This is a genomic window from Streptomyces sp. NPDC018019 (assembly GCF_044327805.1).
GTDB lineage: Bacteria > Actinomycetota > Actinomycetes > Streptomycetales > Streptomycetaceae > Streptomyces.
In genome coordinates this window covers 73704-92689 of the sequence record NZ_JBIRGD010000001.1, presented here as the reverse complement: position 1 = coordinate 92689, position 18986 = coordinate 73704, and the positions used below count along the sequence as shown (strand labels likewise).

Genomic DNA, 18986 nt, shown 5'->3' with positions numbered 1-18986 from the left:
CGTTCCCACCGCTCGGGAACGGCGGCCCTCGTGCATTGCGTCAGCAAATGGGTGCCTGGTTCTATTTTGTGACCGCTCATCGGGCTGCGCGCATAGCCCATTCGATAAAGCAACGCCCGTTCGGCACAACTACCGTAACGGCTCTGTACCAGTTGTACCTCTCGCCGTACTTATCCCTTCCGCCCGTAATGCCAGCACCCTTTTTCCGTGGCGTCGGACGGCGGCTGACGAGAGGAAGCTATTTCTTACATGCGCATCCACCGTGTCCATACTCTTCGGGCCGTCACCTGGTCGGCGGCGGCCACCGCACTTGCCTCCACTCTCAGCCTGGGACCGGTACACGCCGCCGAGCTTTCCTGTCCACAGCCACCCAAGGCCGAGCAGCAGGCCTCAAGTTCCTGTGCCACGCCGCCTGCCACCAAGCCCGCCGCGAAAAAGCCCGCCAGGAAGAAGCCCGCCGCGAGGAAGCCTGCTGCCAGGAAGCCCGCCGCGAACAAGCAGGCCCCGAAAAAGCGGCAGCCCAAGAAGCAGGCCGCCAAGAAGCGGCCTTCCGCCCAGCGGCCGACGGGCTGTCCCCCGTGCCAGACGGCTCCCAGGAAGCCCGCCGCGAAGAAGCCGTCGGCCAAGCGGCCCCCGGCGAAGCGCCCGCCCGTGGCACAGCGCCCGCCCGCGACACGGCCTCCGGCGCAGCGCCCGCCCGTGGCACAGCGCCCGCCCGCGACGAGGCCCCCGGTGCAGCGCCCGCCCGCCAAGAAGCCCCCGGCCAAGCGCCCGCCCGCCAAGAAGCCGCAGCTCAAGCAGGACCACGGCTGGCGCTGGCAGGGGCTCTACATCGACGCCGCCGATCTCCGTAAGGTCAACGTCTTCCTCGCCCGTGCCAAGAAGGCCGAACAGACCATCAGCCCCCAGGTCCTCAGCATCGCCCGCACCACCAACGCCACCATCGTCGGCTTCGACGAACGCCTGCGGTCCCCGGAATCCGTCAAGCGCTCGGTGGCCTACCAGATGCAGCACAATCCGACCGAGTCGGTGGACGAGGCGCTGGACAACGTCTACAACTCGGTCCGCTACATCCTCCAGTGGCCGGACTCGTCCTACGTCAAGGGCGTCAAGGACACCACCAAGCTGCTGGCCAAATGGAAGAACCCCAACCTCCGCTGGTCCAACACGTGGGCGCGGCCGCGTGGTTACAAGGGCATCAACACCGCCTGGCGGGCGAACAATTCGGGGCACCCGTACGAGCTCCAGTTCCACACGCCGAAGAGCCGGGCCGCCCAGAAGCGGAGCGGGAAGCTGTACGAGGAGGCGCACCGCCCGCAGACGGCCGGCCCGCGCCGGGCGCAGCTCCAGGGCGAGATGAACCGGATCTACGCCTCGGTCCCCTGCCCGGCGGGCGCCCAGTACCTCAACGCCCCGCGCCGCCGCGCCGTGCAACGTCCCCCGATGTAGGCGTATCCGGCCCCGCACCCCCTCCGCGTGCGGTCCGGGCGTCGTCCCGCGTCCCGGACCGCGTGCGGAAGGGGGTACGGCCGGTGGCCGGTGCGATGTCCGGCGCGCACGTAACCCGCTGTTTCCGCCGCCGAATTCCCTGCTTTCCGTCTCCGCTCCGCACACTCCGCCATTCAGTCGACGCTGTGCGTACGGCTCCGAAGGGCGGCCGCTTTCACCGGCGTACTTCACCGGCTCGCGGTTTCCCGCGTTCCGGTGGGCCACGACGCGGCGAGCGGCGTCCCGGCGCGCCCCGAGCCCCTTAAAGAACCGGGGGAGAACTCTCCAACCTTCCCCTCTTCCCCCCCGGGTTCACCTTTGTCACCTGATCAGGTGATGGGCTCGCTTATGGGGGCCGAGAGGCTGCACGTTCGCGCCACAACCAAAAAAAGAACGGCCCGCGACGGGACTGCCATCCCCTTGCCGAGGGCCTGATCAAGAGGAAGAAGAGACCTTCCCCACGACTCCACGCGAGTCCAACGCGCGGCTCTGCCCGACCGCTGCCGTGTCGCCCTCCGGAGTGACCCACGTACGGCACCGCCACACCACCCACTTCACCGTCGTCGGCAACCACCTCGCCCTCCACCCCACGCTCTCCGCCGTCGCCATCGGCCTCGCCGTACGCATCCAGGCCCTGGCCGACGGCGCCCACAGCCTGTGGATACTCCCCAACCGGAGCAGACCGAGTCCCAGCCGTCCCCTCAGCCCCTGCCGTCCCCACCCCCGCCCTCGTCCCCTCCCCCGCCACCGACCTGCTCTCCTCCCTCCGGATCATCGACGCGCGGCTGACGCTCTCCGTGCGCGACGTGGCCCGGGGGCGGGCGTCCCGCCGCGCTCCGCAACGTCCAGGCGCCGCACCACCTCAGGACCGGAGCAGCCGCTTCTGTACGGTCTCCAGCGGGCCGTGCTCGAAGTACCGCAGCCACAGCCGGGAGACGGTGAACAGCACCAGGCACACCACCGCCCACAGGGCCATCACCCACCACGGCCCGTGGCCCGCCCAGCGCGCGGCCAGGCCGAGGCCGATGCCGTAACAGGCCAGCATGCACAGCACGTTCTGGAAGACATAGCAGGACAGTGCCGTACGGCCGACCGCGGTGAGACCGGCGGTCAGCGGGCCCGGCCGGCGGACGCGGTCGACGATCAGGCCGATGAGGCCCAGGTACCCGATGGCGACCACGGGGGCCGCACCGTACCGGCCCAGCAGGTAGAAGTCCGAACCGGCCGCCGCCGTCAGGGCATTGAGCGGCAGGCCGATGCCCAGGCCCCAGGCGCACATCCGCCGCCGGACGCGCCGCCCGTTCGCGTCCGGGGCGAAGGCGCCCGCGCGGAAGAGCCGTACACCGAGGTGGAAGAGGAAGACCAGCAGGGCGAACGAGATGACGGGCTCGATGCGCAGCCCGATCGCGTTCTGGAGGCGGAACGCGACCTGTTCCGGATAGCCGCCCTCGGCGTACAGCCGGACGGTCGCGGCGCCGGCCCCGCCTCCGTCACCCCACCCGGAGGTGCTGCCGAGCGCGTCGGCGGTCAGCAGCGCCAGCACCGCCACGTGCACGGCCGCCGCGAGCGCCATCAGCACCCGCTGCGTACGCGCGGTCCGCGTCAGCTGCCAGGCGACCAGGAGGGCGACGACCGCGTAGCCCATCAGGACGTCCCAGGCGAAGACGAGGACGAAGTGGACGGTGCCCTCGGCGAAGAGGAACAGGGCGCGCCACTTGTAGCGGCCCGGCCAGGTCCGGCCGCGCTGCGCGGCGGACCGGAACTGGATGGCCAGGCCGACGCCGAACAGGATCGTCAGCATCGACAGGAACTTGCCGTCCGCGAGGAACCGGAAGATCCCCTCCGCGGTCCCGGACCACGACGTCCCGAACGACGGCACGGCGGCGCTGCCCTTCAGGACGCCCGCCTCCGCGCCGGGCGCCGCGAAGATCCAGACGTTGGTCATCAACGTCCCGAGGATCGCGACGCCGCGCAGCACGTCCAGCAACGGCAGCCGCGCCGCCCGGCCACCACCGCTTCCGGAAGCCGCCTCGGCTCCCGTAACCCCTGTGGCGCGCTGCGCCCGGGCCCCCGCCGTACCCCCGACCGTCTCCGTCACGCCGTCTCCCGCCGCCGGTGCCAAACCTCCACACCATCGTCAGGGCACACGGCTCCCGCTTCTTCGTCCGCGGCGACGAAAAGCCACTACATCCTTCGATGCAGCGACGGCACTCCGGCCGGGGCCGTCCGGCGAACGAAGCCCTACGCCTTCGGCGCCACCTTGCTGAGGCCGTTGATGATGCGGTCCATCGCGTCGCCGCCCGTGGGGTCGGTGAGGTTGGCGAGCATCTTGAGGGTGAAGCGCATCAGCAGGGGGTGGGTCAGGCCGCGCTGGGTGGCGATCTTCATGACCTTGGGGTTGCCGATGAGCTTCACGAAGGCGCGGCCGAGGGAGTAGTAGCCGCCGTAGGTGTCCTTGAGGATCTTCGGGTAGCGCTGGAGGGCCAGCTCGCGCTGGGCGTACGTGGAACGGGCGTGCGCCTGGACGATGACCTCGGCGGCGATCGCGCCGGACTCCATGGCGTACGCGATGCCCTCGCCGTTGAACGGGTTGACCAGGCCGCCCGCGTCACCGACGAGCAGCAGGCCCTTCGTGTAGTGCGGCTGGCGGTTGAAGGCCATGGGGAGGGCCGCGCCGCGGATCGGGCCGGTCATGTTCTCCGGGGTGTAGCCCCAGTCGGCGGGCATCGAGGCGCACCACGCCTTGAGGATCTCGCGCCAGTCCAGCTCCTTGAAGGAGGAGGACGTGTTCAGGACGCCGAGGCCGACGTTGCTCGTACCGTCGCCCATGCCGAAGATCCAGCCGTAGCCCGGCAGCAGCCGGTCCTGCGCGCCGCGGCGGTCCCACAGCTCCAGCCAGGATTCCAGGTAGTCGTCGTCGTGCCGGGGCGAGGTGAAGTACGTACGGACCGCGACGCCCATCGGGCGGTCCTCGCGGCGGTGCAGGCCCATCGCCAGCGAGAGGCGGGTGGAGTTGCCGTCCGCGGCGACCACGAGCGGGGCGTGGAAGGTGACCGGCGTCTTCTCCTCGCCCAGCTTCGCCCGGACGCCCTCGATGCGGCCGGTCAGCTCGTTGACGACCGGCGCGCCGACGTTGCAGCGCTCGTACAGGCGCGCGCCCGCCTTCTGCGCCTGGCGCGCGAGCTGCTCGTCGAAGTCGTCGCGCTTGCGGACCAGCCCGTAGTCCGGGTACGAGGCGAGGTCCGGCCAGTCGAGCTGGAGGCGGTTGCCACCGCCGATGATGCGCAGGCCCTTGTTGCGCAGCCAGCCCGCCTCTTCGGAGATGTCGATCCCCATGGAGATCAGCTGCTTGGTGGCGCGGGGGGTGAGACCGTCGCCGCAGACCTTCTCGCGCGGGAAGGCGGTCTTCTCCAGGAGGAGGACGTCCAGGCCCGACTTGGCGAGGTGGTACGCGGTCGCCGAGCCGGCCGGACCGGCCCCGACGACGATGACGTCCGCGTGGTGCTCGGAGCGGGGGGTGGTCACGGACTCGCTCACGGACTCAGTCGCGGACTCGGTCACGGCGGGATCTCCCGGAAGTCGATATCTGGGTGCCGACCGGCACTGGGCCCCGTCAGTCTATGGGGGCACGGATGATCAGGATCTGAAGGGTTGGTTGGTCCATGCACGAGCCGCAGCCGCAGCCGCAGCCGTCGTCCCGGCCGCTGTCCGCACCGGGGTTCACGCTCCGGGTGCCGGACGAGGAGGACGCCTGGCACTGGCACCGGGTGTTCGACCACCCCGAGGTGATGGAGTTCCACGGCGGCGCCCCGGCCGAACTGTCCGTCTACCAGGAGCTGACCGCACGGCAGCGCAGACACCACGCGGAGCACGGTTTCTGCCTGTACTCGATGGTCGGTACGGAAGGGGAGGAGGCCGGGGCCGTCCTGGGCTTCACGGGGGCGCAGCCCTGGCCGCGCGACTGGGGGCCGGTGGGCGAGATCGAGATCGGCTGGCGGCTGGGCCGGGCGTACTGGGGCAAGGGGTACGCGACCCGGGCGGCGCAGGCCGCGCTGGAGGCGGTGCGGGCCGCGGGGGTACGGAGCGTGGTGGCAATGGTGGCGGCCGGCAACGAGCGGTCCATCGCGGTGACGCGGCGGCTCGGCATGCGGCACGCGGAGACGTTCCGCACACCGGGCGGGCAGGAAGGGTTCTGCTTCCGGCTGGAGTGGTGAGCGGGGCGGGGCCCGGGAAGGGCCCCGCCGCTGTCACGCGGCCGGTTTCGTCCCCCGGTGGAGGGCGACGATGCCGCCCGTCAGGTTGCGCCAGGCCACCTTCGACCAGCCCGCCCGCTGGAGGCGTGCCGCCAGCGCGGGCTGGTTGGGCCAGGAGCGGATGGATTCGGCGAGGTACACGTACGCGTCCGGGTTGCTGCTCACCGCACGCGCCACCGGCGGCAGCGCCCGCATCAGGTACTCCGTGTAGACCGTACGGAACGGGCCCCACGTCGGCTCGCTGAACTCGCAGATGACGACCCGGCCGCCGGGCTTGGTGACCCGGTACAGCTCGGCCAGCGCGGCGTCCGTGTCCTGCACGTTGCGCAGCCCGAAGGAGATCGTGACGGCGTCGAACACGCCGTCCGCGAAGGGGAGCCGCATGCCGTCGCCGGCCACGAACGGCAGCCACGCGTGGCGCTTCTTGCCTTCGCGGAGCATGCCGACGGAGAAGTCGCAGGGGACGACGTACGCGCCGGCGCGGGTGAAGGGCAGCGAGGAGGTGCCCGTACCGGCGGCGAGGTCGAGCACGCGCTCGGCGGGGCGCGCCGCCACGGCCCGCTCCACCTCCTTGCGCCACAGCCGCGCCTGCCCGAGGGACAGCACGTCGTTGGTCAGGTCGTAGCGCGCCGCCACGTCGTCGAACATCGCGGCGACGTCCCGCGGCTGCTTGTCCAGAGAGGCTCGGGTCACCCGGCCATTGTTCCCTACGGCTCCGGAAGGCGTTGGACGGGGACGGCCCGATGCCCCCCTCAGAACATCCGGGCGGTCCAGCGGTGCTGCGTCTCGTGCGAAGCATCGTGAGCGGCCGAATGGGCCGTCCCCGCGGGAAAGATCCTGCCGGGCGGAAGGGGCGGCTCCGGTTTCGTTGACGGGGTCCTGACGAGGGGGCGAAGGGCCTTGACGGGACTCTGACGGCCCAGGTCAGAGACCGACCATGCCCATCAGGTCGATGCCGATCGGGAAGGGGCGGTCGGTTTCCAGCTTGCCCTTGTGACATGGGTGTTCGGGGGCCGACACGTATTCGCCCGTGCCGGTGTGGAGCCAGTATTCGTGCACCTCGGGACAGTTGTCGGCCCCTCGCTCCACGCGCCAGAAGTACGGCGCACCCGCCGCTGCGTAGAGGGCCGGTTTGCGGACCCGGTCATCGACCGTCGAACCGGGCGACACCACTTCCACCGCGAGCCTCACGTGGGCGGCCGGTGTGCATTCCATGGTGAAGAGGTCGAGGCCACGCTTGTCGTAGATCACGACGTCAGGCTTGATCACGCAGAAGTCGTCCAGCATGACGCAGCGCTCGACGTTCATTCCATGGTCCGAATCGGGCACGGCCGACCTGAACCGATCGAGCAACTCGTCCCTGACTTCGTCGTGCCACCAGCTGGGCATCCCCCGAACCACGATCACTCCGTCCACAAGTTCCCAGTCGAAGGGGAGGTCCAGATGTTTCACCTGGTCGAACGTCCACCGCCCACCAGGCGGGTTCATCCAGGTCTCCGGAGTCGCCTTCTCCAGCCGCCGGTCAGTGCTCATCACTGCTCCCATGGACACGAGTGTGGACGCGAGTGCGGATCACGGTCCTGAATACGACAGTACCGTCACACGAAGTGACGGGCGGGCTTCTCGGCGTTGACGGCGGGCGCTCAGCGTCCCCGGTACACCAGCCGGCCGCCCAGCACCGTGACCAGGCAGCGGCCGTCCTGCGCGAAGACCGCGAAGTCGGCGGGGGCGCCGGGGGTGAGGGGGTGCGGGACGGGGCGGTCGCGCAGGCCGGAGCGGGCGACCGCGGTGCGGACGGCGGGGTGGGTGAAGGGGCCGGTGAGGGAGGTGGTGCCGGTCGCGAGCAGGCGCTGGATGCCGCGGCGGGCGCTCGCGCCCCAGCGGGTGTCGGTCATGCCGAGGGCGGTGAGCGCGTCACCCGTCAGCGGGGCCGTGCCGAGGTCGTCGGCCTCGCGCGGATCGGGATGGTAGGCGGCCTCCAGCAGGGCGGCGCCGTCCGGTTCGTGGCGGCCGGGGGACAGGGTGCCGTCCCAGTCGCGGACGCGGGCGCGCTCGCCGTACCGCTCGTACAGCTCCTCGTACGGGCCGGTCGCCTCGATGCGGTCGCCGGAGACGACGACCGCGTGCCCGGGTTCCGGGGCGCCGTCGGGGGCGCGGCGGACACCGTGCACGCGGTGGATCGTCAGCACGCGGAGCTCACAGGGCGGCTCGGTCGGCGTCGGCTCAGTTGGCGTCGACGAGCTTGAGTTCGGGGTGCGCCGTGCCGCCCTCGATGGCCGTCGAGGAGATGTGCGAGGCCACCCGCTCGTCGACCGGGTCGTTGGCCGGGTCGTCGTGCACGACCAGGTGCTCGTACGTGGTCGCGCGCTGCGCCGGGACACGGCCCGCCTTGCGGATCAGATCGATGATCTCCTGGCGGTTGGAGCGGTGCCTGGCACCGGCCGAGGAGACCACGTTCTCCTCCAGCATGATCGAGCCGAGGTCGTCCGCGCCGTAGTGCAGGGACAGCTGGCCGATCTCCTTGCCGGTGGTCAGCCAGGAGCCCTGGATGTGTGCGACGTTGTCGAGGAAGATCCGGGCGATCGCGATCATCCGCAGGTACTCGAAGATCGTCGCCTGGGTGCGGCCCTTGAGGTGGTTGTTCTCGGGCTGGTACGTGTACGGGATGAAGGCGCGGAAGCCGCCCGTACGGTCCTGCACGTCGCGGATCATGCGGAGGTGCTCGATGCGCTCGGCGTTGGTCTCGCCGGTGCCCATGAGCATCGTGGAGGTGGACTCCACGCCCAGCTCGTGGGCCGTCTCCATGATCTCCAGCCAGCGCTCGCCGGACTCCTTCAGCGGCGCGATGGCCTTGCGCGGGCGCTCCGGCAGCAGCTCGGCGCCGGCCCCCGCGAAGGAGTCCAGCCCCGCGGCGTGGATGCGGCGGATGGCGTCCTCGACGGTGGTCTTGGAGATCCGGGCCATGTGCTCGACCTCGGAGGCGCCGAGGGAGTGGATGACCAGCTGGGGGAAGGCCTTCTTGATGGCGGAGAAGTGCTCTTCGTAGTACTCGACGCCGTAGTCCGGGTGGTGGCCGCCCTGGAACATGATCTGGGTGCCGCCCAGCTCGACGGTCTCGGCGCAGCGGCGCAGGATGTCGTCGAGGTCGCGGGTCCAGCCCTTGGCGGTGTCCTTGGGCGCGGCGTAGAACGCGCAGAACTTGCAGGCCGTCACGCACACGTTGGTGTAGTTGATGTTGCGCTCGATGATGTACGTCGCGATGTGCTCGGTGCCCGCGTAACGGCGGCGGCGGACCGCGTCGGCGGCGGCGCCCAGCGCGTGCAGCGGCGCGGAACGGTACAGGTCGAGCGCTTCCTCGGGCGTGATGCGCCCGCCCTCCGCGGCGCGGTCGAGTACGGACTGAAGGTCGGCGTTCTCGGTCACCGGGCGTCCCTTCGGAGGCGGGCATAACGACCGAACCAGCGTACGCCAGGGGTCCGGCACCACCGGCGGCGGGCGGTGGCGGGTCAGCCGCCGGTCGCCCGCCAGGTCCGCCCGGCCGGTCCGTCACGGGTCCGCCCGGTGGGTCAGCCGCCCGCCTTCTTCATGGCGGCCCGCGGCCGGCCGCCCGCCTCGTCGTCCGAGGCGAAGGAGAGCGTGCCGTCCTTGCCGAGCGTGTACGTCACGGCCGCCTTGGCGCCCGTACAGCCGGGGCCGGGCCTGCCGTCCGAGCGCTCCTGGAGGGTCAGCGTGGTGGCGGTGGCGGACACCAGCTTGGCCTTGGCCGCGCACCGGGCGATCAGGAAGTCGTACGTGGTGTGGACCACGTAGTCGCCCTTGGTGCCGGGGGTGATGGTGCTGGTGATGCTGCCGTTGGGGAGGTTGTGACGGGTGATGACCGTGCCGGTCCAGGTGCCGAGGAAGGCCCGGGGAACGGCCGACGCCTCGGGCCGGGTGCCGCCGGGCGTGGGGGACTGCCCGCTGCCGGGCGGCTTCGCGGCCGCGTCCTGGTCGTCGCCGCCCTGTCCGGGCAGCAGGTGGAAGACGAAGGCGGCGGTCGTCGCGGCGGCGAGCGCACCGGCCACCGACAGGACCAGCGTGCAGCTCATCCGGCGGCGGCCGTCGGCGCCGCTGCCCAGCGCGCCTTTCAGGGTGAGACGGCGTTCCCCGGAGGGCGGCGACCCCACCGGTGCCTGCGGCGACTGCGTGGGGGCGTCGGCGGTGGGCCAGGAGGGGTGAGGGCGGGAAGGCGGGGTGGACGGAGCGGGACCGGCCGGGGCGGGAGTGGCCGGGGCTTCTGCCGGGGCGTCGAAGGGGACGAGGCCGGAGGGGGCGCCGTACGGGGGAGTGGCCCCGCCGTACGGGCCTTCCGGCGGCCCGAAGGAGCCCGCCCCCGCGGCCCCGGCACGCGCGTCCGGATACCCAGGCGCGTGCGAGGCCGCCCCGCGTGCGTCCGAAGTCCCACCTGCGTCCGAAGTCCCGCGTGCGTCCGGGTTCCCCTGCGCGTCCAGGTTCAGCAGTTCCACCGCCTGCCGGCTGACGCGCTCGACCAGCGGCGCCGGGAGCCAGCCGGTGCGGGCCGGGCCGCCGCCGGTCTCCGCCGTCCGGCCCAGCCGCCGGGCGATCTCCGCCGGGGCGGGCCGGTCCCCGGGCCGCTTGGCCAGGCAGGCCGCGGTCACCTCGCGCAGCTCGCCGGTGAGGGCGGCGCCGAGGTCGGGCTCCTCGTGGACGACCTTGTAGAGCAGGGCCGCCGAGCTGTCCCCGGTGAACGGTCCGGCGCCGGTCGCCGCGAAGGCCAGCACCGCGCCGAGCGAGAACACGTCGCAGGCCCCGGTGACGTCCTGGCCGAGGATCTGCTCGGGCGCCATGTAGCCGGGCGAGCCGACCGAGACGCCGGTGGCGGTGAGGGCGGCGCTGCCGTCCAGGGCGCGGGCGATGCCGAAGTCGATCAGCAGTGGCCCGTCCAGGGTGAGCAGGACGTTGGAGGGTTTGACGTCGCGGTGCACCAGGCCGTGGGTGTGGACGGCGGCCAGCGCTCCGGCCAGCCCGGCGCCCAGCGTCCGTACGGCGGGCCCGTCGAGCGGGCCGAAGTCCTCGACGGCGCGGGTGAGCGAGGGGCCCGCAACGTAACCGGTGGCCACCCAGGGGACGGGGGCGTCCGGGTCGGCGTCCAGTACGGGCGCGGTCCAGGCGCCGCCGACCCGGCGCGCGGACTCCACCTCGCGCCGGAAGCGGGCCCGGAACCGGTCGTCGGCGGCGAGCCACGCGTGTACGGACTTCACCGCGACGGTCCGGCCGCCCGCGCTGCGGCCTAGGTAGACCCGGCCCATGCCGCCCGCGCCGAGCCGGCCCAGCAGCCGGTACGTACCGATGACCCGCGGATCGTCCGCCCCCAGCGGCTCCATGGCATCGCCTCCCCCTGCCGGCCCGGATCACGCCCCAGCCTATGACCCAGGTCATGCCGGGTCCGGTGAACCGGCACAGCGCCTTTCGCCTCCAAAGAGGAGAACGCCAGCAACAGTCCGACTTGTCCTGCGGGGCAGCGCACCGACCGGAGTATCTCCGTGCCGCACCATTCCGGGCAGCAGCCCCCGTACGGCCACGCCCAGCGGGAGCACGGCCAGGCCCCGCAGGGGTTCGGCCCCGCCCCCCAGGATTTCGACCCTGTCCACCAGGAGCACGGCCCCGGGCGTGATGACCGGCCGCGGCGCACCCGCGCCGGCCGGCGCAAGCGGCTGCTGCTGCTCGGCGCGGCCGTCGCCGCCCTCGGTCTGGCCGCCGTCCCCGTGCTGAACGCCTTCGGCGTCTTCTCCGACAGCGGCGAGCCGATGTCCTTCGACCGGAGCCGGGCGGACGGCGGTCAGGGCGGTTCCGGCGGCACCGGCGGGTCCGCCGGTACGGCCGATCCGCGGGTGCGGATGCCCACGGGCCCGCGGGCGGAGTTCACGACGGCGAACACGCTGGACGACGGCACCCGGATCGGCGTGACCACGCTGCACGGGAAGAAGTCCGGCTTCACGGGCCGGGTCTGGGTCTGGGCCCCGAAGGAGTACTACGAGGACAAGTACGCCAAGAGCGCCTTCCCGGTCCTCATCGCGCTGCCCGGCGGCCCCGGCTACCCGGTCAACTACTGGATGGGAACCGACCTGAAGCTGCAGAGCAGCATCAGCGAGTGGTCGAAGTCGGGCAAGAGCAAGCCGTTCATCGTCGTCATGCCGGTCCTGAACGCGGACGACAAGAACTACTACGACGGCAGCGACATACCGGGACAGCCGAAGATGGGCACCTGGATGTCCGACGACGTGCCCGATCTGGTCAGGGCCAATTTCCGTACCTTCGCCTCGCGGGACGGCTGGGCCTTCATGGGCTCGTCGTCCGGCGCCTTCGTGGGGCTCAAGCAGGTGCTCCAGCACCCCGACCGGTTCAAGGCCGTGATCGCCAGCGGCCCGGACACCCGGCCGGACTCGCCGCTGTGGCGCGGGCACACGAAGGAGATGCGGGCCAACGACCCGGAGCAGCTGGCCAAGGCCCTGCTCGCCCGGCCCGGTGCGCCGGACGTCCACATCGCCTTCCAGATCGGCACCAAGGAGGGCGGCCGGGCCAAGCTGGAATCCTTCATGAAGAAATATGGCAAGGGACCGATCAAGACCCGTCTGCAAGTGATCGAAAACGGCGGTCACAATGCCAAGGGGTACATCCGGGGCATGAATGACGGGACCATGGAATGGATCAGCAAGGTCATGCCGGGCCCGACGCCCGCACCGTAATCGGGGCCGCCGGGGCGCGTGTGCATGCCCTGCCGATTCTTCCCGGTGGCGTTCCGGTGTTCTCGCGGTGGACTCGGGCGACCTTGCGATGATCTTCCGGCGGGGTGGTCCGGAAAATCCCGGGCTTCCGGCCGATTCCCGATGCTTCTCGGCACCTTCTCGGCGCCTTCTCCGTGACTTTTCGGTGGCTTCCCGGTGGCTTCCCGGTGACTTCTTTCCGTACGGCTTCCGTACGCCCCCCGTACGACTTCCGCACGTCTCCGGTATGCCGTCCGCACACCCGAGCCCGGCGTACGCGCGGAATTCGCCGCCGGAAACGGACCCTAGGCCCGCGGGTTCTCCAGGAGGTCCACCCGCACGTCCACGGGATAGCCGGTCGTCTCTCCCGTTCTGCGGGCGAATTCCGCCACACCGCGCAGCTGGTCCGGGCCGAAACGGAAGTCCAGCGTCGTGAAGTAGCGTTCCAGCACCTTCTCGTCGAAGGTCTCCCAGCGCGCGGCCTGCTCGGCCACCTTGCCGACCTCCTCCAGCGACAGGTCGCGGGAGGCGAGGAACGCCTCGTGCGCCTTGCGGACGACCGCCGGCTCGCGCTCCAGGTAGTCGCGCCGGGTCGCCCAGACGGCGAAGACGAACGGCAGGCCCGTCCAGTCCTTCCACATCTGTCCCAGATCGTGCACCTGGAGGCCGAGCCGGGGCGCGTCGTGCAGGTTCGCGCGCAGCGCCGCGTCCCCGATCAGGACCGCGGCCTCCGCGTCCTGCATCATCAGGCCGAGGTCGGGCGGGCAGGTGTAGTAGTCAGGAGTGACGCCGATCTTCTCGGCCAGCAGCAGTTGGGCCAGTCGTACGGACGTACGGGAGGTCGAGCCGAGCGCGACCCGAGCCCCGTCCAGCTCCTCCAGGGGCTTCTGCGACACGATCACGCAGGACATGACCGGGCCGTCGCAGCCGACCGCCAGGTCGGGGAAGGCGACCAGGTCATCGGCGGCCCGCAGGAACTCCACGAGGGTGACCGGGGCGATGTCGAGTTCGCCGCGCACCAGCTGTTCGCTGAGCTTTTCCGGGGTGTCCTTCGTGAGCTCCAGGTCGAGCAGCGTGCCCGTACGCGCGAGGCCCCAGTAGAGGGGCAGGCAGTTCAGGAACTGGATGTGGCCCACCCGCGGCCGGCTGCGACGGTGGTCGGCTGCGGCTCCTGCGGATGCGTCTCCAACGGTTGAATTGTCCACATGCGGAGGCTAGCCCCGGTGGGCACCGGACGCCTCGGCGGGGCCTCCCGCGGCCACCGCGTGGCCACTACCCCGCTCGGGTAAACGTGATCTTTGGCTCTTCCGCCCTCCAACCGCCCCGTGCTACGCTCAGCGCAAGTTGCAGTTTGGTTTCCCTTGCAGTACAGAGCCTGCGGAGCATGTGACGCCGCAGGCTTTTGTAGTTTTCAGACTTCTTGCAGGTTCTGGAGCAGGGCAACCCTTTGGCCCAAGGAGGGCTTATGGCTACCGGAACCGTGAAGTGGTTCAACGCTGAAAAGGGCTTCGGCTTCATCGCCCAGGACGGCGGCGGCCCGGATGTCTTCGTTCACTACTCTGCGATCAACGCCTCTGGCTTCCGCTCCCTTGAGGAGAACCAGCAGGTGAACTTCGACGTCACGCAGGGCCCGAAGGGTCCGCAGGCGGAGAACGTCACGCCGGTCTGAGTTGCCCGGTCCGACCGATCGCGGTCGACTTAGCAGTACCCAAGGGGTCCCGCTCCTTCCTTTCCGGGAAGGGGACGGGGCCCCTGCCTTTTCGCCACCGCCTGTCTTGGCCGAAGAAATGCGCGCGCCCGTGCGAAGTGGCCGGCAAGCCGTTTTTTGTGCCCTGCCGAGGCCCTGACCTTCGCGCTCGCGGCGGCTACCGTGCAGGGTCATGACCGGGCTGACCATCGCGGTGCACCATGTGCGGGCCGTGCTCAGTGGTGCGCGGCGGATGGGGCTGGACACCGTGCCGTTGTTGCAGGCCGCGCGGATTTCGCCGCTGCTGCTCGGGGACGACCGGGCGCGGGTGGCGGCGGGCGGCTTCGCCCGGCTGGTCACGGAGGTGCAGCGGGCCACGGACGACGAGTTCCTGGGGCTCGGGCCGCTGCCCAGCCGCCGCGGGACCTTCGCGATGATGTGCCTCGCCTGCCTGGGCTGTCCCGACCTCGGTACGGCGCTGGAACGGGCCGTACGGTTCTACGCGCTCTTCCCGGGCGGGCCCGAGATGGCGGTGACGGCCGCGGGCGCGGAGCCCGGCGGGAGTCCGGACGGCGCCCCGCGCACCCCCCGCGCCGCCGAGTTCTGCCTGCGCAGCGATCTGCGCCCGTACGCCGAGGCCACCTTCCTCGCCGAGGCCGTGATGATCATCTGGCACCGGCTCTCCGGCTGGCTCATCGGCCGCCGTATCCCGCTGCGCGCCGCGCGCTTCGCCCACCCCGCCCCCGCGCACGCGCGCGAGTACGAGCTGCTGTTCGGCTGCGCGGTGCGCTTCGATGCTCCGTACACCGCGGCGGTCTTCGACGCACGCTGGCTGGCGGCCCCGGTCGTCCAGGACGAGGCCGCGCTGACGGCGCTGCTGCGGCGGGCGCCCGCCGACCTGCTGAGCCGGCGGGAGTACGGCACGACCGTCACCGAGCGGGTGCGCCGCACGCTCGTCCTGGCCCTGCGCAGCACCGGCCCGGCACGGCTGCCGGAGGTGGCCGAGGTCGCGGCGCGGCTGGCGGTGAGCCCGGCGACGCTGCGCCGCCGGCTCCAGGCGGAGGGGACCTCGTTCCAGCGCCTGAAGGACGCGGTGCGCCGGGACGCGGCGATCAGCTCGCTGGCGGCGGGCCGGGAGCCGATCGCCGCGCTCGCGGCCCGGCTCGGCTTCTCCGAGGACACCGCGTTCCACCGGGCATTCCGGCGGTGGACGGGGACCACGCCGGGCGCGTACCGGCTGCGTCCGCACTCCCCTGACGCGCTGCTGGGCGCTCCCTCGGGTCAGCAAAGCTGAGCGTCCCGGTCAGCGCCGTACTTACCGGTGAGTCACTACGGTCACCCCAACTGACCCGTCCTCCGGACCGTTGGGAGAGCCGTATGGTGCCACTCGCCCCCCATGACCGGCGCGTTTCCCGCGCGCTGCGCACCACCGCCGTCGCCGCCACCACGGCGCTCGCCCTCTCGCTCGGACTCACGCACGCCGCCACCGCGCAGCCCGCCCCGGCCCCGCGGGCGGCGTCCGCCCCGGCGGCCGACGCCCGGCCGGGCGACATCGTGACGTCCTCCCCCACTTCCTTCCACCCGCTGCCGGGCCAGCCGACCCGTACCCGCGCCTGGCACATGGAATACCGGTCGACGACCGCCAAGGGCGCCCCGAACGTCGTCTCCGGCACGGTCATCGTCCCGGACGACGGCCGCACCGGCCCGCGCCCGCTGGTCACGTACGCCGTCGGCACGGTCGGCATCGCCGACAAGTGCGCGCCGTCCGCCGGATTCCCCACCGGCACGACCGTCGAGGCCAACCTCATCCAGCAGCTCACGGCCCGCGGCTGGGCGGTGGCCGTCACCGACTACGAGGGCCTGGGCACGCCGGGCGACCACACGTACACCGTCGGCCGCGCCGAGGGACAGGCCGTGCTGGACGCGGCCCGCGCCGCCCAGCGGCTGCCCGGCGCCGTGCAGGCGGGCGTCACCCCGGACTCCCCGGTCGGGATCATGGGCTATTCGCAGGGCGGCCAGGCGTCGAGCTGGGCGGCCGAGCTGCACGGTACGTACGCGCCCGAGCTGAAGGTCAGGGGCACCGCGACCGGCGGGGTCCCGGCGGACCTGCTCAAGGTCGCCGACTTCAACAACGGCAACGTGGGAGCGGGCCTGATCCTGATGGCCGCCGTCGGCCAGGACGCCGCCTTCCCCGAGCTGGACCTGGCGAAGTACCTGAACGCCAAGGGGCGCCACTACGTGGACTTCATGAAGAAGAACTGCGTGGCGATCGACGGCATCGCGGGCGCCTTCAAGAAGATCTCCGACGTGACGGTCAGGAACCCGCTGTACGAGGCCGACTGGCAGCAGCGGCTGCGCGAGTCGGACCTCGGCACCCGCAGGCCGGACGCGCCGGTCTTCCTCTACCACGGCACGCTCGACGAGCTGATCCCGTACGGCGTCGGCAAGCAGCTGCGCGCGGACTGGTGCGCCAGGGGCGCCGACGTGCGGTGGGCCACGATTCCGCTGGGGGAACACGTCATCGGCGCGATTGCGGGCGCCGTACCGGCCGCCAACTGGCTCGCGGACCGCTTCGCCGGGAAGCCGGCGAGCGGCAACTGCGGCTGAGCCAGGCCCGGTAGCGCCGCGCGGGGCGGCAACTGCGCGCCCCCGCCCGGCCGTCGGACGCACACACCGAGGAACCCCGTGCCACTTCCCCCACAGAGGTGACACGGGGTTCCAGTCTGCCGGGCCCGGCAGCCACCACGTTACCCGGAGGTCAGTTAACGCGGCATCAGTACTGACGGACGGGGGCCCGCCTCAGTTCCGCTCGTACAACTCCTCGATCTCCTTGGCGAAGTCGCGGGCGACGGCGGACCGCTTCAGCTTCATGGACGGCGTGAGGTGGCCGCCCTCCTCCGTGAAGTCCACCGGCAGCACGGTGAAGCGGCGTATCGATTCGGCGCGGGAGACCAGCTTGTTGGCGTCGTCCACGGCGTCCTGGATGTCGGCCAGCAGCACCTCGTCCCTGACCAGTTCCGCCATCGGCACCTGCTGCTTCTTCTTCATCTGCCGCCAGTGCGCCAGCCCGTCCGGCTCCAGCGTGATCAGTGCGGCGATGTACGGGCGGTCGTCGCCGACCACCATGCACTGGCCGACGAGCGGGTGCGCCCGCAGCCGGTCCTCCAGCGGGGCCGGGGCGACGTTCTTGCCGCCGGAGGTGACGATCAGCTCCTTCTTGCGGCCGGTGATGGTCAGATAGCCGTCCGCGTCGAGGGCCCCGATGTCCCCGGTCGCCAGCCAGTCGCCGTCGCGCTCCCCGTAGCCGTGCCCGGTCCCGTGCCCCGCCGGCAGCGGGCCGCCGGCCGCGGCGTCCCAGTAGCCGGTGAAGACCTGGCCGCCGCGCAGCAGCACCTCGCCGTCCTCCGCTATGCGTACGGCGGTGCCGGGAAGCGGCCGGCCCACCGTGCCGATACGGGGCCGGAGCGGCGGGGTGAGGGTGGCCGCCGCGGTGGTCTCGGTCAGCCCGTACCCCTCGAAGACCTCGATGCCCGCGCCGGCGTAGAAGGCCGCGAGCCGGTGCCCGAGCGGGGAACCGCCGCAGATCGCGTAGCGGACCTTGCCGCCGAGCGCGGCGCGGATGCGGCGGTAGACCAGCGGGTCGTACAGCCGGCGGGCGGCCTTCAGCGCCGCGCCGGGACCGCTGCCGGTGCCGTGCTCCTCGGCCTCTACGGCTTCCCCGTAACGCCGGGCGATGCGGGCCGCACGGTCGAAGGAGGCGGCCCGGCCCATCTTCTCGGCGGTGGCGCGGCCGGTGTTGTAGACCTTCTCCAGGACGTAGGGGATGGTGAGCAGGAACGTCGGCCGGAAGGTGGCCAGGTCGGCGAGGAGGTCCTCGGTGCGGATGCTGGGCGCGTGGCCGAGCCGTACCCGGGCGCGCAGGCAGCCGACCGCGACCATCCGCCCGAAGACGTGCGACAGGGGCAGGAAGAGCAGGGTCGAGGCGGGCTCGCGGCTGACCGACGTGAAGACCGGGTGCAGCAGTTCGACCGCGTTGTCCACCTCGGCGAAGAAGTTGCCGTGGGTGAGCACACAGCCCTTGGGCGGGCCGGTGGTGCCGGAGGTGTAGACGAGGGTGGCGGTGCTGCCGGGGCCGGTGGCCGCCCGCCGCTCGGTCACCAGCACGTCCGGCAGCCGCCGGCCCGCCGCGACGATCTGCCCGACGGCGCCGGTGTCGAGCTGCCACAGGTGGTCCAGGGCGGGCAGCCCGGAGCGGACGCCGCTGACCAGCCGGGCCTGCTCGACGCTCTCCACGACACAGGCCGCCGCGCCCGAGTCCCGCAGGATCCAGTGCGCCTGGTGTGCGGAGGAGGTCGGGTAGACCGGCACGGTCACCAGTCCGGCCGCCCAGGCGGCGAAGTCCACGAGCGTCCACTCGTAGGTCGTCCGGGCCATGATGGCCAGCCGGTCGCCGGGCCGCAGCCCGTGCGCGATCAGGCCCTTGGCCACGGCCAGCACCTCGGCCGCGAACTCGGCGGCGCTCACGTCCCGCCACGCGCCCCCGGCCCCCTGCCCCGCCTTCTTGCGCGCCAGTACCACGTCGTCCGGCGCTTGCGCGGCGTTGCCGAAGGGGATGTCTCCCAGTGAACCGGTCCGCACCGGCGGCACCAACGGCGGTACGGACACCTCCCGTACGACCCCGTCCCGCACCTGTATACGCGGCTCGACCGGAGCGGGCGCCGAGGGCCCGCCTTGCAGTTCCCGACTGGACACGAGCGGCTCCTCGTCCCGCGGTGAGCGCGGCGGCCGGCGCAC

The 18986-nt window shown here is 71.8% G+C and carries 16 protein-coding genes; 6 read left to right on the top strand and 10 right to left on the bottom strand.

Annotated features, from left to right (window positions below):
* Positions 1-245: 245 nt before the first annotated feature.
* A complete protein-coding gene (locus ACH4FX_RS00455) occupies positions 246-626 on the bottom strand; it encodes a hypothetical protein (protein WP_398473995.1) in 381 nt (126 codons plus the stop codon).
* A gap of 106 nt (positions 627-732) precedes the next feature.
* Here ACH4FX_RS00455 and ACH4FX_RS00450 point away from each other — a divergent pair, with 106 nt between their 5' ends.
* Positions 733-1449 carry an ATP nucleotide 3'-pyrophosphokinase gene (locus ACH4FX_RS00450; RefSeq protein ID WP_398473994.1) on the top strand — a complete coding sequence of 239 codons (717 nt, stop codon included), beginning with the start codon at positions 733-735 and terminating at the stop codon, positions 1447-1449.
* 901 nt (positions 1450-2350) lie between these two features.
* Here the strand turns inward: ACH4FX_RS00450 and ACH4FX_RS00445 are convergent.
* Positions 2351-3481 (bottom strand): DUF418 domain-containing protein, encoded by a 1131-nt coding sequence (locus tag ACH4FX_RS00445; RefSeq protein ID WP_398474566.1) that lies wholly within the window; start codon positions 3479-3481, stop codon positions 2351-2353.
* 248 nt (positions 3482-3729) lie between these two features.
* Complete coding sequence (locus ACH4FX_RS00440; protein WP_398473993.1) at positions 3730-5049, bottom strand: geranylgeranyl reductase family protein; 1320 nt, start codon at positions 5047-5049, stop codon at positions 3730-3732.
* A gap of 101 nt (positions 5050-5150) precedes the next feature.
* On the opposite strand from ACH4FX_RS00440, the gene ACH4FX_RS00435 reads away from it, so the two are divergent.
* Positions 5151-5702 (top strand): GNAT family N-acetyltransferase, encoded by a 552-nt coding sequence (locus ACH4FX_RS00435; protein ID WP_398473992.1) that lies wholly within the window; start codon positions 5151-5153, stop codon positions 5700-5702.
* 33 nt (positions 5703-5735) lie between these two features.
* Here ACH4FX_RS00435 and ACH4FX_RS00430 read toward each other — a convergent pair whose 3' ends face one another.
* From ACH4FX_RS00430 to ACH4FX_RS00410, 5 genes are all read right to left on the bottom strand, one after another.
* A complete protein-coding gene (locus ACH4FX_RS00430) occupies positions 5736-6434 on the bottom strand; it encodes a demethylmenaquinone methyltransferase (RefSeq protein WP_398473991.1) in 699 nt (232 codons plus the stop codon).
* A gap of 231 nt (positions 6435-6665) precedes the next feature.
* Entirely contained in the window at positions 6666-7286 is a 621-nt protein-coding gene (locus ACH4FX_RS00425) for a Uma2 family endonuclease (protein ID WP_398473990.1), read from the bottom strand.
* A 98-nt stretch (positions 7287-7384) separates the two neighbouring features.
* Positions 7385-7930, bottom strand: coding sequence for a hypothetical protein (locus ACH4FX_RS00420; protein ID WP_398473989.1), 546 nt, complete (start codon positions 7928-7930; stop codon positions 7385-7387).
* A 34-nt stretch (positions 7931-7964) separates the two neighbouring features.
* Entirely contained in the window at positions 7965-9164 is a 1200-nt protein-coding gene (gene mqnC / locus ACH4FX_RS00415; protein WP_398473988.1) for a cyclic dehypoxanthinyl futalosine synthase, read from the bottom strand.
* Between the two features lie 143 nt (positions 9165-9307).
* Complete coding sequence (locus ACH4FX_RS00410) at positions 9308-11125, bottom strand: serine/threonine-protein kinase (RefSeq protein WP_398473987.1); 1818 nt, start codon at positions 11123-11125, stop codon at positions 9308-9310.
* Positions 11126-11284: 159 nt separating this feature from the next.
* Between ACH4FX_RS00410 and ACH4FX_RS00405 the strand changes: the two genes are divergently transcribed.
* Positions 11285-12487 carry an alpha/beta hydrolase gene (locus tag ACH4FX_RS00405; protein WP_398473986.1) on the top strand — a complete coding sequence of 401 codons (1203 nt, stop codon included), beginning with the start codon at positions 11285-11287 and terminating at the stop codon, positions 12485-12487.
* A 323-nt stretch (positions 12488-12810) separates the two neighbouring features.
* Here ACH4FX_RS00405 and ACH4FX_RS00400 read toward each other — a convergent pair whose 3' ends face one another.
* Entirely contained in the window at positions 12811-13710 is a 900-nt protein-coding gene (locus tag ACH4FX_RS00400) for a menaquinone biosynthetic enzyme MqnA/MqnD family protein (RefSeq protein WP_398473985.1), read from the bottom strand.
* A gap of 260 nt (positions 13711-13970) precedes the next feature.
* Here ACH4FX_RS00400 and ACH4FX_RS00395 point away from each other — a divergent pair, with 260 nt between their 5' ends.
* The 3 genes from ACH4FX_RS00395 to ACH4FX_RS00385 all read left to right on the top strand — a co-directional run bounded on the left by ACH4FX_RS00395 (position 13971) and on the right by ACH4FX_RS00385 (position 16799).
* Positions 13971-14174, top strand: coding sequence for a cold-shock protein (locus ACH4FX_RS00395; protein WP_003984261.1), 204 nt, complete (start codon positions 13971-13973; stop codon positions 14172-14174).
* A gap of 211 nt (positions 14175-14385) precedes the next feature.
* Complete coding sequence (locus ACH4FX_RS00390; protein WP_398473984.1) at positions 14386-15486, top strand: AraC family transcriptional regulator; 1101 nt, start codon at positions 14386-14388, stop codon at positions 15484-15486.
* Positions 15487-15569: 83 nt separating this feature from the next.
* On the top strand, positions 15570-16799 hold the full coding sequence (locus ACH4FX_RS00385) for a lipase family protein (RefSeq protein WP_398473983.1): 1230 nt from the start codon (positions 15570-15572) through the stop codon (positions 16797-16799).
* 192 nt (positions 16800-16991) lie between these two features.
* Here ACH4FX_RS00385 and ACH4FX_RS00380 read toward each other — a convergent pair whose 3' ends face one another.
* The gene (locus tag ACH4FX_RS00380) at positions 16992-18944 is read right to left on the bottom strand and encodes an AMP-dependent synthetase/ligase (RefSeq protein ID WP_398473982.1); all 1953 of its coding nucleotides are present in this window, start codon (positions 18942-18944) and stop codon (positions 16992-16994) included.
* Positions 18945-18986 lie beyond the last annotated feature (42 nt).

Excerpts from the sequence above, each read along its gene's own strand:
- ACH4FX_RS00395 (WP_003984261.1), top strand. The coding sequence starts at position 13,971 with ATGGCTACCGGAACCGTGAAGTGGTTCAACGCTGAAAAGGGCTTCGGC.
- ACH4FX_RS00435 (WP_398473992.1), top strand. The coding sequence starts at position 5,151 with ATGCACGAGCCGCAGCCGCAGCCGCAGCCGTCGTCCCGGCCGCTGTCC.
- ACH4FX_RS00410 (WP_398473987.1), bottom strand. The coding sequence starts at position 11,125 with ATGGAGCCGCTGGGGGCGGACGATCCGCGGGTCATCGGTACGTACCGG.
- ACH4FX_RS00385 (WP_398473983.1), top strand. The coding sequence starts at position 15,570 with ATGGTGCCACTCGCCCCCCATGACCGGCGCGTTTCCCGCGCGCTGCGC.
- ACH4FX_RS00425 (WP_398473990.1), bottom strand. The coding sequence starts at position 7,286 with ATGGGAGCAGTGATGAGCACTGACCGGCGGCTGGAGAAGGCGACTCCG.
- ACH4FX_RS00390 (WP_398473984.1), top strand. The coding sequence starts at position 14,386 with ATGACCGGGCTGACCATCGCGGTGCACCATGTGCGGGCCGTGCTCAGT.